Origin of the sequence: Mesorhizobium sp. Ca11 (assembly GCF_020165275.1) — a bacterium.
GTDB lineage: Bacteria > Pseudomonadota > Alphaproteobacteria > Rhizobiales > Rhizobiaceae > Mesorhizobium.
The window spans coordinates 147,434-162,149 of record NZ_JAIUHU010000010.1; the positions used below are offsets into that span (position 1 = coordinate 147,434).

A 14,716-nucleotide genomic window follows, 5' to 3' on the forward strand; every position below is an offset into this window, starting at 1 on the left:
GAAGGGGGAGCCCGCATCTTGGCTCCGCAAACTGGTGGCCTCTCCCCACCAGGAAGATACGAAAGGAACCGTCGCTTGCCCCACGATCCGGTCAGTCCGCCGAATGGTCTTCGAGCGTCACGCCGGCGTCGCGCATCCGCTTCAGCATCGCCTCGACCGAGCCGTTGAGGTCGATGCCGCGGCAGGCGTCGAGCCGCACGGTCGTCCTGAAACCCTGCTTCACCGCGTCGAGCGCAGAGAAGGCGACGCAGAAATCGGTGGCGAGGCCGACCAGGGTGATCGTGTCGATGCCGCGTTCCTTCAGATAGCCTCCGAGACCGGTCGGCGTCTTATGGTCATTCTCGAAGAAGGCGGAATAAGAATCGATCGCCGTGCGGAATCCCTTGCGGATCACCAGTTCCGCCTTGGTCCACGCCAGTCCCGAATGGAAATCGGAGCCGAGGCTTCCCTGGATGCAGTGATCGGGCCACAGCGTCTGCGGCCCATATGGCATCTCGATGCCCTCGAAAGGCTGCTTGCCCGGATGGCTGGAGGCAAAGCTCGAATGCCCGGCCGGGTGCCAGTCCTGGGTCAGGATCACGTGCTCCGTTCGCCGGATCAGGTCGTTGACCAAAGGCACGATCTCGTCGCCGCCGGCAACCGCCAGCGCGCCGCCGGGGCAAAAATCGTTCTGCAGGTCGATGACGATGAGCGCTTCTTCGGCCATGCGGTCCCTTTCGTTCCGGCCCTCTCGTCTGGCTTGGGGCACCTGTCCAAAAGCCGCTGACGCGACCGGACACGGAACCTTGACCAGATGGCCGGCGGCGTCAACCTCCGGCGTCATAACAATCGCGTTCAGCTCCTCGCGGCGTCAACTCCGGCTTTGACAATTCCGGCCGGCCTGATATCATTTGCATACGAATGAATTTGACCGGTCCGGAGACCGGCAAGAAGACCTGAAGCGGCACTTCGGGAGGCCAGGGGAAGGCCTAAAGGTCTGGGAAGGCCCTAATTGTCTGGAAGGCAGAGCGTGATCCGTTACGCAAAACCCACCACGGTCGACGAAGCGCTCGCTTTGCTTGGCGAGGACCGCTGGCGCATTCTCGCCGGCGGCACGGATTTCTATCCGGCGCAGGGCGCGAAACCCTTCCGCGACAACGTCCTCGACATCAACGGTCTCGCCGAACTGCGCGGCATCGCCGAGACCGGGGAGCATTGGCGCGTCGGCGCGCGCACGACCTGGACCGACATCGTGCGCCACCCGTTGCCGGCCGCGTTCGATGCGTTGAAATCGGCCGCGCGCGAGGTCGGTTCGGTCCAAATCCAGAATGTCGCCTCGGTGGCCGGCAATCTCTGCAATGCCTCGCCGGCAGCGGATGGCGTGCCGGCGCTTTTGGCCCTCGATGCCGATGTCGAATTGCGCTCGGCGAAAGCCGTCCGCTATCTGGCCCTCGGTGACTTCATCCTTGGCAATCGCCGCACCGCGCTGCAGCCGGGCGAGATGGTCACCGCCATTCGCGTGCCGAAGCGCTCCGCGGTTGGCACCTCTGCCTTCGTCAAGCTCGGCGCCCGGCGCTATCTCGTCATCTCGATCGCCATGGCGGCGGCGCGGCTGGTGGTCGAGAATGGCGTCGTCGCCGATGCGGCGATCGCCGTCGGCGCCTGCTCGGCAGTCGCCCGCCGTCTCGCCGGTGTCGAGGCGGCGTTGCGCGGGCAGCCAGTTACTTCTGCCCTTGCCGATGCGGTGCTATCCGCGCCGATCGACGAACTGTCGCCGATCGCCGACGTGCGTGGCAGTGCGGAATACCGACAGGATGCCGCGCGCGAGATCGTAGCCCGCGCGGTGCGCGCTGCGATCGGCCACGGCGAAAGCAAGGTGGCCGCATGAGCATGACCCAGTCCGGTGCTGCCAAATCCGGCATGGCTCAATCTGGCATGGCCCGATCCAGTATGGACCGCTCCGAGATCGCCTTCGAGGTCAACGGCGCCGCCGTCAGCGTGTCGGTGCCGCCGGTCAGGCGTCTGTCGCAGGTGTTGCGCGACGAGTTGCGGCTGACCGGCACCAAGGTCGGCTGCGATGCCGGCGACTGCGGCGCCTGCACGGTGCTGGTCGACGGCAATCCGGTCTGCGCCTGCCTGTTGGCGGTGGCCTCCGTGGCCGGCGCCTCCGTCACCACTGTCGAGGGCCTCGCCGACGGCCGGCTGTCCGCCTTGCAGGCCTCCTTCCTCGAACATGGTGCCGCGCAATGCGGCATCTGCACGCCCGGCCTGCTTGTGGCGGCCACCGCGCTGCTGGATCGCAATCCCACGCCGAGCGAGGCCGAGACGCAGGACGCGCTGGGCGGCGTCCTTTGCCGCTGCACCGGCTACAGGAAAATCGTCGCGGCGGTGATGCAGGCCTCGCAGCACATGAACAGCGTGGATCTTCGCCTGCCGGAAGCCGGCCATGCCGTCGGTGCCTCGCCGATCCGGCTCGACGGCGTGCCGAAAGTCACCGGCGACGAAAAATTCGGCGGCGATTCCTTCCCGTCCGACGCACTGGCGGTGCTTGTGGTGCGCTCGTCGCATTATCATGCCCGCTTCGGCTTCGGCGATCTCGATGCCTGGACGGAAGCGCATCCCGGCATCGCCGGCGTCTTCACCGCCAAGGACATTCCGGGAAAGAATTGCTTCGGCGTCATCGGCCCCTTCGCCGACCAGCCGGCGCTGGCCGACGGTTTTGTCCGCCTGCGCGGTGAGGCAGTTGCGCTGGTGGCGGGCGAGCGCGAGGCGATCCTCGACCTCGACCTGACGGACTTTCCCATCGCCTGGACCGAGCTGCCGCATGTGCTGCAGCCGCGCGATGCGAAGGCCGAGGGCGCTGCGCTGATCCATCCGCACCGACCGGCAAACCTGCTCACCTCCGGCTATGTCGAGCGCGGCGATCCCGATGGCGCGCTCGCCGGCGCAGCGGTCACTGTCTCCGGCGCCATCGAGACCTCCTTTGTGGAGCACGCCTATATCGAGCCGGAAGCCGGCTATGCTTATATGGACGGCGACACGCTGGTCGTCGTCGCCTGCACCCAGGCGCCCTACATGGACCGCGACGACACGGCCAAGGTGCTGGGCCTTCCTGTGGAGAAGGTCCGTATCGTGCCGACGGCGACAGGCGGCGGCTTCGGCTCGAAGCTCGATGTCTCGCTGCAGCCTCTCATCGGCCTCGTGGCGATGAAGACCGGGCGGCCGGCGGCACTTGCCTACACGCGCAACGAATCGATGATGTCGACCACCAAGCGCCATCCGGCCGAGATGAAGGCGACGATCGGCGCCGATGCCGAGGGCCGGGTCACCGGCATGGTCTTCGAGGGCGATTTCAACACCGGCGCCTATGCCAGCTGGGGTCCGACGGTCGCCAACCGCGTGCCGGTACATGCCTCCGGTCCTTACTTCACGCCGAACTATCGTGCGACGGGCTACGCCATCCACACCAATGGCCCGATCGCCGGCGCCTTCCGCGGCTTCGGTGTGCCGCAAGCCACCATCATGCAGGAAACGCTCTATGACGAGCTCGCCGCAAAGCTTGGCATGGATCGTCTCAATTTCCGGCTTAAAAACTGCCTTCGTAACGGATACGAAACGGTCACCGGCCAGCGTCTGGAATCCGGTGTCGGTATCGACGAATGCCTGGAACAGCTCAAGCCGCACTGGGCACGTGCGCTGGCGGATGCGGAGGCGTTCAACGCTACCCATGCCGCGAGCAAGCGCGGCGTCGGCATCGCCTCCTGCTGGTATGGCTGCGGCAACACCTCGTTGCCCAATCCGTCCACCATCAAGGTCGGCATCTCGGCCGCGGGTGACGTCGTCCTGCACCAGGGCGCGGTCGACATCGGCCAGGGCTCCAACACCGTCATCAGCCAGATATGCGCCGACGCGCTCGGCCTGCCGCTGGCCAGTTTCAAGCTGAAGAGCGCCGACACCGCCATCACCCCCGATGCCGGCAAAACATCCGCCTCGCGGCAGACTTTTGTAACGGGCAAGGCGGCGGAAAAGGCAGGCCGCGCCCTGCGCGAGAAGATCCTGCGCTTTGCCAATGTCTCGGAACAAGCGACGATCGCGCTCGACGGCACCAGCATCTCCATCCGCGAAGGCGATGCCGCGCGGCGCATCGATCTCGCGACCCTGAAGGCCGATGCCGACGGCTTCGTTTTCGTTGCGGAAGAAACCTACGACCCGCCGACGCTGCCGCTCGATGCCAAGGGCCAGGGCAAGCCTTACGCGGTCTACGGCTATGGCGCGCAGATCGCCGAGCTCGAGGTCGATCTCAAGCTTGGCACCGTGAAGCTGATCAAGATCACCGCGGCGCATGATGTCGGCAAGGCGATCAACCCGGTCCTGGTCGAAGGCCAGATCGAGGGCGGCATCGCGCAAGGCATCGGCATGGCGCTGATGGAGGAATATATCCCCGGCCGCACCGAGAACCTGCACGACTACCTCATCCCCACCATCGGCGACGTGCCGCCCATCGAACATATATTGGTCGAGGTTCCGGATCCGGAAGGACCGTTCGGCGCCAAAGGGTTGGGCGAGCATGTGCTGATCCCGACCGCGCCGGCGATCCTCAACGCCATCCGCCATGCCACCGGCATCCTGGTCACCAAGGTGCCGGCGACGCCGAGCCGCATCCTGGCGGCGATCCGCGAGAAGGAGGCGCGCCGATGAGCGAGCTTGCCGAACGGTTCGAAACCCACGATCCCGGTGAGAAGCAGGTGGCGGAAAAGATCCGCTGCGACGCCTGCCCGGTCATGTGCTACATCGCAGACGGTCGCACCGGCGCCTGCGACCGCTACGGCAATGTCGGCGGCCGCATCGTGCGCATGGACCCGCTGACCATCCTCGACCACGCGGCCGAGACCGGTGGCGCGGTCGTGCCGTTCATTGCCGAGGGCGAGGCCTGGGATGGCGAGCTGGTCAACACCGGCCGTCGCTTCGTCACCGCGATCGGCGCCGGCACCACCTATCCGGACTATAAGCCGGCGCCTTTCATCGTCAGCCAGGAAGTCGAAGGCGTCGATCTCGTCACCGTCGTCACCGAAGGCATCTTCTCCTATTGCGGGGTCAAGGTGAAGATCGACACCGACCGCCATATCGGCGACGAGACGGCGACGGTGCGCGCGCAAGGCGAGGCGATCGGCCATGTCACGACCGGCGAATACGGCTCGCAGATGCTGTCGCTCGGCGGCGTCCATCATTTGACCGGCGGCTCGAAAGCGGAGGGACGTGCCACCTGCGATGCGCTGCTCAATCTTTGCAACCGCAAGCCCGTCGAGCTCACCATCGACGGCGGCGCGACGGTCATCGTCGAAGCCGGCAAGGCGCCGGTTATCGACGGCAAGGTCGAGCACCGCATGCGCGTCGGCTGCGGCTCGGCGACCATCGGCATGTTCGCCACGCAATGGCGCGGCCTCGTTGACGAGGTCGTGGTGGTCGACGACCACATCACCGGCGTCGTCTCCGAGCATCAAGCCGGCAAGGTGCTGGGCTGGGAGGATACGGGGATAAAGATCATCGGCCGCCGCTCGACCCCCGGCCGCTATTTCAAGGTGTCCGAGCCCGGCCTCGGTTGGGGCGGCACCACGATTTCCGATCCGCTGTCGATCCTCGGCGATTGGAACGCCAAGAAGGGCGCGCGTCCCGGCCTGTCGCTGCTGATGGTCTCGACCACCGGCGAGCAGTTCGCCTATTACGAGCTCGACGACCAGCTGAAGCCGGTCCAGAAGCCATTTCCCGAGCGGCTGCAAAAGTCCGTCGGCCTGATCGAGGACAATTGCGAGCCGGCGCTGTGCACGGTTCTGTTCATCGGCGGCGCCGGCGGCTCGCTGCGCGCCGGCGTCACCGAAAACCCGGTCAACCTCACCCGCTCGGTGCAAGGGCTGAAGACCTATGTGACCGTGGGCGGCGCGCCAGTCTATGTCTGGCCGGGCGGCGGCATCACGCTGATGGTCGACGTCACCCGCGTGCCGGAAGGCGCCTTCGGCTATGTGCCGACGCCGGCGCTGGTGGCGCCGATCGAATTCACCATGCGCCGCGACGATTATGTCCGGCTCGGCGGCTACGAGAACGAGATCCGCAGCATCGAGGACATCCTCGCCAAGGGCGGCGAATATCTCAACCCACGCCGCGGCACGGGCGCGCCGGCCGATAACCCCTGGCCGCCGTTGGCGCAGCTGCGCCGCGCCGTGGCGAACGGGGCCGGCTGATGAACGGCCCGCAGGCGCATTGGCTTGCCGACGGCAGGCGGCTCCATCTCAACCATGGGCCGATCGATCTGATCGTCGAGGCCTTTGGGGAAGCGGATGAATGCCGCGCCGCTTACGAACAGGCGGTCGCCCGCTTTCAGACGATTCTGATCGAGGTGGTCGAGGAACTGCCTGAATTGCGCTTGCCGGCCTTCTTCCTGGCGCCGCGCGATTTCGCCGGCCCGACAGCGCGCCGCATGGAGGCTGCCGTCATGCCGTTGGCGGAATGCTTCATCACGCCGATGGCCGCCGTTGCCGGTTCGGTAGCCGACGAAATTCTCAGCTCAATGCTCGCCGGCCGTCGGCTCGATCGCGCTTACGTCAACAATGGCGGCGACTGCGCTCTCCATCTTGGCATCGGCCAGACGATGACAGTGGCGATCGCCGGCACCGGGAATGGCATGGCCGACCGCGTCGCCATTCGCGGTGAAGACGGCGTGCGCGGCGTCGCCACCAGCGGCTGGCGCGGCCGGTCGTTTTCACTGGGCATTGCCGATGCGGTCACGGTGCTGGCGCCGACCGGCGCCGAGGCCGACGCGGCGGCAACGCTGATTGCCAACGCCGTCGATCTACCCGGACATCCCGCCATTGCACGCGCCGCCGCGCGCGATCTGGCGCCAGACAGCGATCTCGGCGAGATGCTGGTGACGCAGAGCGTTGGCCCGCTTGACGCCGCCGAGATTGCGCGCGCGCTGGACAACGGCCTTGCCGTCGCCGAAGATTTTCGCCGGCGCGGCCTGGTCGCCGCATCGGCTTTATTTCTGGCGGGCGAGGCCCGCATCAGTGGCTCGGTGACGCTCGCTGCGCCCAACAAGCATGCACAGGAGGAATTTGCCGATGCCTGAGTTTCCGATCCGCAAGGTCGCGGTCTTGACCGAGGAGATTTTTCACGACGGCGGACCGGTGGTGAAAGAACCCCGCCTGCGCGCGGCGGCTCTTGCCGTGGTCAAGAACCCCTTCGCCGGCCGCTATGTCGAGGATTTGCAGGGCGCGATGGAGGACCTGAAGCCGCTCGGGCTTCTGCTCTCGGACAGGCTGATCGCGGCGCTCGGCGGTGACGTGAAGAAGATCGACGGCTACGGCAAGGGCGCCATCGTCGGCACGGCAGGGGAGCTGGAGCACGGCGCGCTGTGGCATGTCCCTGGCGGCTATGCCATGCGCGAGCGCCTCGGCGACGCCAAGGCGATCGTGCCCTCGGCCAAGAAGGTCGGCGCCTTCGGGTCAAGGCTCGATGTGCCGCTCGGCCATATCAACGCCGCCTATGTGCGCAGTCATTTCGACGCCATGGAGGTCGGCATCAGCGACGGCCCGCGTCCGGACGAGATCCTGTTCTGCCTCGCCATGACCTGCGGTCCGCGCGTCCACAACCGCATGGGCGGCCTGGCTGCCGAGGACATCAAGGCATGGGACGGCCTGAGATGAGCGCCGAGGACAATCTGCTGCGGCTGGTCGAAGCCGAAGACGGCGACGAGAACAACTACCACCTGCAGGACCAGGTCGGCTTCATCCTGCGCAAGGCGCACCAGCGCCATGTTTCGATCTTCGCCTCGCATATCGGCGACCTGACGCCGCCGCAATTTGCCGCTTTGGCCAAGCTTTACGACATCGGCGAAACCTCGCAGAACCAGTTGGGAACGCTGATAGCCATGGACGCCGCGACCGTGAAGGGTGTCATCGACCGGCTGAAGGCGCGCGGGCTGGTCGAAGTTTCCAAGCACGAGGTCGACAAAAGGCGGCTGCTGGTCAATCTGACGCCGGAAGGCCGCGAGGCGATCGAGCGGCTGATCCCGCTCGCGCGCGCAATCACCGAGGAGACGTTGGCGCCGCTGACTGCCAAGGAAACCGCGACGTTCCTGCGGCTGTTGGCGAAGCTGGCGTGAAGGGTTGCTTTCGAGAGGGTGGCACCTTTAGACGCTGGAGGGACAGCACCCCCCTCTAGCCTGCCGGCCATCTCCCCCGCAAGGGGGGAGATTAGCAGCTTCTCACCCGGTGCCTTCCTAAGGCGCTGGCGATTTGCGAAAGTGCCGGTGACATCGATCTCCCCCCTTGCGGGGGAGATGCCCGGCAGGGCAGAGGGGGGTTGGCGGGAACTCGACGCGGGCGATTGGATTGGATCGCGACCTATCCGCCACGCCCGTCCGCCTACACGTCCACCCCGAACATCTCCCTGGCCTGCTCAGCCGTATAGTACCCGAGCCTGACATCCTCGGCGACCTGCTTCGGGTCGCGCTCGCGCGGATCGCCGTAACCGCCGCCGCCGGGCGTGCCGACACGCACGCGGTCGCCGGCCTTGAGCGCGATGTCCTGTTCCTTGGAAAGATGCGGCGGCACATGCGCTTCGCCGCCCCGGAACACGGTGACGCTGTTCGGCGCGCCGTCCCTGCCGCCGAGCGCGCCTTGCGGCCCGAAGCGGCCGTGATCCATGACGAATGATGCGCGCGCTTCGCCGCGCAATAGCTCGACTTCATAGGCGAGCCCGAAGCCACCGCGATGTTTTCCCGCGCCGCCGGAGCCTTCGCGCAGCGCATAGTGCCGGTAGAGCACCGGAAAGGCCTGCTCCATGATCTCGACCGGCGGCGATTTCGAAATGCCGATCGTCGAGCAGCCATTGCTCAACCCGTCATGGCCGGCATTGCCGCCATAACCGCCGCCCGAGATCTGGTACATGACATAGTCGCGCCCGCGCGCCGGATCGTTGCCGCCGAGGGCGAAATTGCCGCTGGAGCCGGCGGGCGCCGCCGTCACCTTTTCCGGCAGCGCCTGCACCATCGCGGCGAATACGGCTTCGGCGATGCGCTGCGAGACCTCCGCCGCGCAGCCCGAGACCGGGCGCGGATATTTGGCGTCGAGGAACGTGCCTTCCGGCCGCTTGACGTTTAGCGGCTCGAAGGCGCCGGCGCTGATCGGCACTTCTGGAAAAATATGCCGCATGGCCAGATAGACCGACGACAAGGTCGTCGCCAGCACGCTGTTCATCGGTCCGGCGCAGGGTTTCGATGAGCCGGCAAAGTCGAAGGTGAGCGTGTCGCCCTGCTTCTCGACGGCGAGATTGATGGTCAGCGGTTCGTTCACCACCCCGTCGGAATCGACGAAGGCCTGCGAGCGGTAGACGCCGTCCGGGATGACGGCGATCGAGGCGCGCATCTGCTCGGCGGCCCGGCGGCGCAGTTCCGCGATTGCCTCGACGACAGTTTCGTCACCGTAACGATCGAGGATTTCGTTGAGCCTATCCTGGCCGATCAGCAGCGCGGCGGCCTGCGCCCGGATGTCGCCGATGCGCTGATCTGCGACCCGGATGTTGGAACAGATGATGGCGTAGATCTCCGGATCGAGCGCGCCCTTCTTGAACAGCTTCACCGGTGGAAGACGCAAGCCCTCCTGTTCGACCGCCGTGGCCGAGGCGGAAAAACCGCCCGGCACCGAACCGCCAATATCCGGCCAGTGGCCGGTGTTGGATAGCCAGCAGAAGATCTTGCCGCCGCGATAGACCGGCATGACGAAGCGCACATCCATCAGATGCGTGCCGCCGAGATAGGGATCGTTGACGATGTAGATGTCGCCGGGCTCCGGCGGCAGGCATCGTCCGTCGGCGATCATTTCGATGACGGTCTTGGTCGAATATTGCATGACGCCGACGAATACCGGCAGGCCCTGGCTGCCTTGCGCGATCAGCGAGCCGTCGACGGCCGAATAGATGCCGTCCGAGCGGTCATTGGCTTCCGCGATGACCGGCGAGAAGGCCGCGCGCGAGAAGGTCAGGTCCATCTCGTCGCAGACCTGCTGCAGCGCTGCCTGCAGCACCGAAAGCGTGATCGTGTCGAGCTTTGCCATCTTAGGCCTCGCCGATGTCGATGATGATGTTGCCGTCGGCATCCGAGCGCGCCCGGTCGCCTGGTTCGAGCACGGTCGTGGCATCCATCTGCTCGAGGATTGCCGGCCCCACAATTGTTGCGTCGAGCGGCAGCTTTTCGCGGGCATAGACCGAGGTGTCGTGCCAGCGCCCGTTGTACCAGACCGGCCGGATTTCGCGCCGCGCCTCTGTTAGCGTTGCCGCGCGTCCTGCCGGGTCGATCAGCCGCGACAGGTCTATCTGCGGCCGCACGCCGGTAACCGATGTGTTGAGGTTGACGAGGTTGGCGCGGATCTCCGGTAACTCGACCTTGAAGCGGGCGAAATAGGCTTTTTCGAACAGAAGCTGCAGTGTTTCTCGTGAAACCGACGAGGAGGGCAGCGGCACGTTGATGATGTGCGTCTGGCCGACGAACTGCATGTCGGCCGAATGCGTGACGCGGATCGCGTCGGGCTTCACCGCTTCCTTGGCAATCAGCGCCTCGCCTTCGTTACGGTGCCGTTCCAATACCTCGCGAAGCGCGGTTTCGTCGAGGCCGCCGACGGGCTGATTGATTGTGTTGACAAAGTCGTGCCGCAGATCGGCCACAACGCAGCCGAGCGCATTGGTGATGCCCGGGCGCGCCGGCACCAGCACTCTCGGTAGGCCGAGCTCGCGGGCGAGCGCCGTCGCGTGCAGCGGTCCGGCGCCGCCGAAGGCGAACAGCGCGAAATCGCGCGGATCGTGGCCGCGCGACACCGAGACCATGCGGATGGCGCCTGCCATCTTCATGTTGCCGAGCCTCAAGACGGCACCCGCCGCTTCGACGCCGGAGAGGCCTGTGTGCTTGCCGATCCGGTCTTCGAAAATACCGGTGACGCGCTCGACGGTGACGGGATTGTCGACGGCGAGCAATTTCTTCGGCGCCAGGCGACCGAGCACCAGATTGGCGTCGGTGATGGTCGGCTCGATGCCGCCGCGCCCGTAGCAGATCGGGCCTGGGTTGGCGCCGGCGCTTTCCGGGCCGATCTGGATCAGCCCGGCCGCATCGACGCGCGCGATCGAGCCGCCGCCGGCGCCCACCGTGTGCACCGCCACCATCGGCACATGGATCGGCATCGCATATTCGATCTCGATCTCGTTGGAGACGGCGGGTTCGGCGTTGCGGATCAGCGCCACGTCGGTCGAGGTGCCGCCCATGTCGTAGGTGACGAGATTGCCGAAGCCGGCGCGTTTTCCCGTATAGGCGGCGGCGATCACGCCGGAGGCCGGGCCGGACATCACGGTCTTGGCCGATTCCTGCGTGACGAAGCGGGCCGAGATCATGCCGCCATTGCCGTTCATGATCAGGAAGTCGCGGGCATAGCCCTTTGCCGCCAGCTCCTTGCGCAGCCGCTCGACATAGCGTTCGAGGATCGGCTGAACCGAGGCGTTGACTGCCGCGGTGACGCCGCGTTCGAACTCGCGCGCTTCCGAAAGCAGCGCATGACCGGTGGTGATGTGGCTGTTCGGCCAGAGCTCCGCCGCGATCTCTGCCGCGCGCCGCTCATGCGACGGGTTGGCGTAGGAGTGCAGGAAATGGATGACCAGCGACTCGCAGCCGGCGTCGAGCAGCGCCTTCACCGCATCGCGCATCTCGGCTTCGTCGAGTTCAATGCGCACGGCGCCCGACGCCTCGACCCGCTCCGACACTTCCAGCCGAAGGTCGCGGGGAATGACGGGAACAAAAGTGCCCGTCATCCCATAGGCCTGCGGCCTTGTGCGGCGCCCAAGCTCGATCACGTCGCGAAAGCCTCGGGTGGTGATCATGCCGGTCCGCGCCAGGCGACGTTCCAGTACGGCGTTGGTCGTGGTCGTCGTGCCATGCACGATGAGGTCGATGCCGTCGATCGGAAAACCGGTGGCGCCAAGTGCCGCGACGACGCCGAAGGCCTGGTTTTCCACCGTGGTCGGTGTCTTTGCGATATGGACCTTGCCGCCCGCCTTGCCGTCGATCAAAAGCAGATCGGTGAAGGTTCCGCCGACATCGATGCCAGCCACGACGTTTCCCGCCGACGCCGAAAATTTCTCATTCATTGCCGAAACCCGAAATGCCAGGACTACGGATATGCCTCGGTTTGGAAAGGCGTTTTACGCCGCCATCTTGACCTGAAGATCATTTGTATACTAATAAATTCCGGACACAAGAGCTTACCGCTTGACAGTGTGCAGGGAGCACGCCGGAACCTGACCGTTCGGGCGCGCACGAAAAGGTTTGGCGCCAGAAGGTTCCGTCTGGGCCGGAAAGTTGGGTTGGAATGAACACGACATCCGCGTTGAACGTCGCCGGCGCAAAGCCGCTGCAGTTCCCGATCCCGGCCAATGTCTATGCCGAGACCGTGGTGTCGGTGAAGCATTATACCGACCGGTTGTTCTCCTTCCGCATCACCCGGCCGCAGTCGCTGCGCTTCCGCTCCGGCGAGTTCGTCATGATCGGCCTGCCCAATGCCGAGAAGCCGATCTTCCGCGCCTATTCGGTCGCGAGCCCCGCCTGGGACGACGAGCTTGAATTCTTCTCGATCAAGGTCCCGGACGGTCCGCTGACCTCCGAGCTGCAGAAGATCGAGGTCGGCGACACCGTCATCATGCGCCAGAAGTCGACCGGCACGCTGGTGCTCGACGCGCTGACGCCCGCCAAGCGCGTGATCATGATCTCGACCGGCACCGGCATCGCGCCCTTCGCCAGCCTGCTGCGCGACCCCGATACCTACGAGAAGTTCGACGAGGTCATCCTCACCCACACCTGCCGCGACAATGCCGAGCTCACCTATGGCCAGGAGCTGGTGGCGGCGCTCGAAAGCGATCCGCTGATCGGCGAGCTGACCGGCGGCCGCGTCACGCTCTACAATTCGACGACCCGCGAGGAATCGGCGCGCATGGGCCGCATCACCGCGCTGATCGGCTCGGGCAAGTTCTATGCGGACCTCGGCATCGAGAAACTCAATCCCGAGACCGACCGCATCATGATCTGCGGCTCGATGCACATGCTGAAGGACGTCAAGGAACTCGCCGAAAGCCTCGGCTTCCAGGAAGGCTCGCTCAGCCATCCGGCCAGCTTCGTCGTCGAGCGCGCCTTCGTCGGCTGAGACATATCGCGGTCCGCCTGCTCTGTTGGAGGCGTCTGAGATTAGCGACGGCATTCGCGCTTCGTCATTCTAGGGCGGAGCAAGGAGCGGAGCGACGCGCGCAGACCCTAGAATCCATCGCCATCACGCTAAGGCGTTGCGGCGATTACAGAATTCTGCACCGTTGCACTCGGCGGCTGAGGTCACGGCATGGATATTCGGGTCAAGCCCGAGTATGACGAACCCGAGCATGGCGAAGGGATGGGCATTTCGATCAATCTCCAACGCATGGAGCGCCTACCAGCATGATGTTTTGACCATACGGTCAAAAATCTGCTGCCTGAGCGGGCTTTTTGCGCTATGACCCTTTGAAAGACTCGTGAAGCATCGTTTCACGGGCTATCTTCGTTCGTGCCACCCAATGACACCCACGAAGGCATAAAAGCGCAAAGGCGCTGAGTGAAAGGGCAGGAGATGAGCACGATCCGCGAGGCCGGCGCAGGCGCGCCCAAGGTGATGCCGCTGCCGGCGCGCGCCGCCGCCAACACGCCGCTGCCGCTGGACCACGGCATTGCCCGCAATCCCGGCATGAAGCTCGATCTCGGCTTTCTGGAATCGGTGCGCAGCGTCAACCGCTCGGCGCTGGAGCGTCGCGTCGCCACGCTCACCAAGCGGCGCTCGATCAAGGCCGACAACCAGGCCGCCTGGCTCCTGCGCGCCATCGCCTGCATGGACCTCACCACGCTGAACTCCAACGATACCGACGAGCGCGTGCGCCGACTTTGCGCCAAGGCGATCAACCCGCTGCGCCGCGATATCGTCGAGGGCCTCGGCATATCGGGCGAGGCGATCCGTCCGGCGGCGGTCTGCGTCTACCATCCCTTCGTCGCCACCGCGGTCGACGCCGTGCGCGGCACCGGCATCCATGTCGCCGCCGTCTCGACTGCTTTCCCGCACGGCCTTGCGCCGCTCTCGACCCGCCTGCAGGAGATCGAAGCATCGGTGAAGGACGGCGCCGACGAGATCGACGTCGTCATTCCGCGCGGCCTGGTCTATGGCGCCAAATGGCGCGAGCTGTTCAACGAGATCGTCGCCATGCGCGCCGCCTGCGGCGATGCGCATCTCAAGGTCATTCTTGGTACCGGCGACCTTGCCACGCTGCGCAACGTCATGCTGGCCTCGATGGTGGCGATGATGGCGGGCGCCGATTTCATCAAGACGTCGACCGGCAAGGAAAGCGTCAACGCCACGCTTCCTGTCGGGCTTGCCATGGTGCGCGCCATCCGCGCCTATTTCGAGGAGACCGGCTATCTCATCGGCTTCAAGCCGGCCGGCGGCATTTCGACGGCAAAAGTCTCGCTCGACTGGCTGGTGCTGATGAAGGAGGAGCTCGGCCGTCCCTGGCTCGAGCCGAACCTGTTCCGCTTCGGCGCCTCCAGCCTGCTCACCGACATCGAGCGCCAGCTCGAACATCATTTGACCGGCCACTATTCGGCCAACCACCGCCACGCGATGGCGTAGGCTACGAG

At 65.5% G+C, this 14,716-nt stretch carries 11 protein-coding genes; 8 read left to right on the plus strand and 3 right to left on the minus strand.

The window, feature by feature from the left end:
* Positions 1 to 91: 91 nt before the first annotated feature.
* Complete coding sequence (gene pncA / locus LB538_RS19175; RefSeq protein ID WP_224531653.1) at positions 92 to 706, minus strand: bifunctional nicotinamidase/pyrazinamidase; 615 nt, start codon at positions 704 to 706, stop codon at positions 92 to 94.
* Between the two features lie 303 nt (positions 707 to 1,009).
* Between pncA and LB538_RS19180 the strand changes: the two genes are divergently transcribed.
* Genes LB538_RS19180 through LB538_RS19205 form a run of 6 tightly spaced genes read left to right on the plus strand, consistent with a single transcriptional unit; the run spans position 1,010 to position 8,134 of the window.
* On the plus strand, positions 1,010 to 1,867 hold the full coding sequence (locus LB538_RS19180; protein ID WP_224531654.1) for an FAD binding domain-containing protein: 858 nt from the start codon (positions 1,010 to 1,012) through the stop codon (positions 1,865 to 1,867).
* Between the two features lie 32 nt (positions 1,868 to 1,899).
* The gene (locus LB538_RS19185; RefSeq protein WP_411909039.1) at positions 1,900 to 4,677 is read left to right on the plus strand and encodes a molybdopterin-dependent oxidoreductase; all 2,778 of its coding nucleotides are present in this window, start codon (positions 1,900 to 1,902) and stop codon (positions 4,675 to 4,677) included.
* On the plus strand, positions 4,674 to 6,215 hold the full coding sequence (locus LB538_RS19190) for a 6-hydroxynicotinate reductase (protein ID WP_224531656.1): 1,542 nt from the start codon (positions 4,674 to 4,676) through the stop codon (positions 6,213 to 6,215). The genes LB538_RS19185 and LB538_RS19190 overlap by 4 nt, the downstream gene beginning before the upstream one ends.
* Positions 6,215 to 7,099, plus strand: coding sequence for a UPF0280 family protein (locus LB538_RS19195; RefSeq protein ID WP_224531659.1), 885 nt, complete (start codon positions 6,215 to 6,217; stop codon positions 7,097 to 7,099). The genes LB538_RS19190 and LB538_RS19195 overlap by 1 nt, the downstream gene beginning before the upstream one ends.
* A complete protein-coding gene (locus tag LB538_RS19200; protein WP_224531661.1) occupies positions 7,092 to 7,676 on the plus strand; it encodes an amino acid synthesis family protein in 585 nt (194 codons plus the stop codon). The genes LB538_RS19195 and LB538_RS19200 overlap by 8 nt, the downstream gene beginning before the upstream one ends.
* Complete coding sequence (locus LB538_RS19205) at positions 7,673 to 8,134, plus strand: MarR family winged helix-turn-helix transcriptional regulator (RefSeq protein ID WP_095768135.1); 462 nt, start codon at positions 7,673 to 7,675, stop codon at positions 8,132 to 8,134. Before LB538_RS19200 ends, LB538_RS19205 begins: the two co-directional genes overlap by 4 nt.
* Before the next feature lie 262 nt (positions 8,135 to 8,396).
* On the opposite strand, the gene LB538_RS19210 is transcribed toward LB538_RS19205, so the two are convergent.
* Both LB538_RS19210 and LB538_RS19215 read right to left on the minus strand, forming a co-directional pair.
* Positions 8,397 to 10,085, minus strand: a complete 1,689-nt coding sequence (locus tag LB538_RS19210; RefSeq protein WP_224531664.1) for a hydantoinase B/oxoprolinase family protein — start codon at positions 10,083 to 10,085, stop codon at positions 8,397 to 8,399.
* A 1-nt stretch (position 10,086) separates the two neighbouring features.
* A complete protein-coding gene (locus LB538_RS19215; protein ID WP_224531667.1) occupies positions 10,087 to 12,159 on the minus strand; it encodes a hydantoinase/oxoprolinase family protein in 2,073 nt (690 codons plus the stop codon).
* A gap of 221 nt (positions 12,160 to 12,380) precedes the next feature.
* Between LB538_RS19215 and LB538_RS19220 the strand changes: the two genes are divergently transcribed.
* Both LB538_RS19220 and deoC read left to right on the plus strand, forming a co-directional pair.
* Entirely contained in the window at positions 12,381 to 13,208 is an 828-nt protein-coding gene (locus tag LB538_RS19220) for a ferredoxin--NADP reductase (protein ID WP_224531671.1), read from the plus strand.
* Between the two features lie 453 nt (positions 13,209 to 13,661).
* Positions 13,662 to 14,708: a deoxyribose-phosphate aldolase gene (gene deoC, locus LB538_RS19225; protein WP_224531674.1), complete on the plus strand. Its 1,047-nt coding sequence runs from the start codon at positions 13,662 to 13,664 to the stop codon at positions 14,706 to 14,708.
* The last annotated feature ends 8 nt before the right edge of the window (positions 14,709 to 14,716 follow it).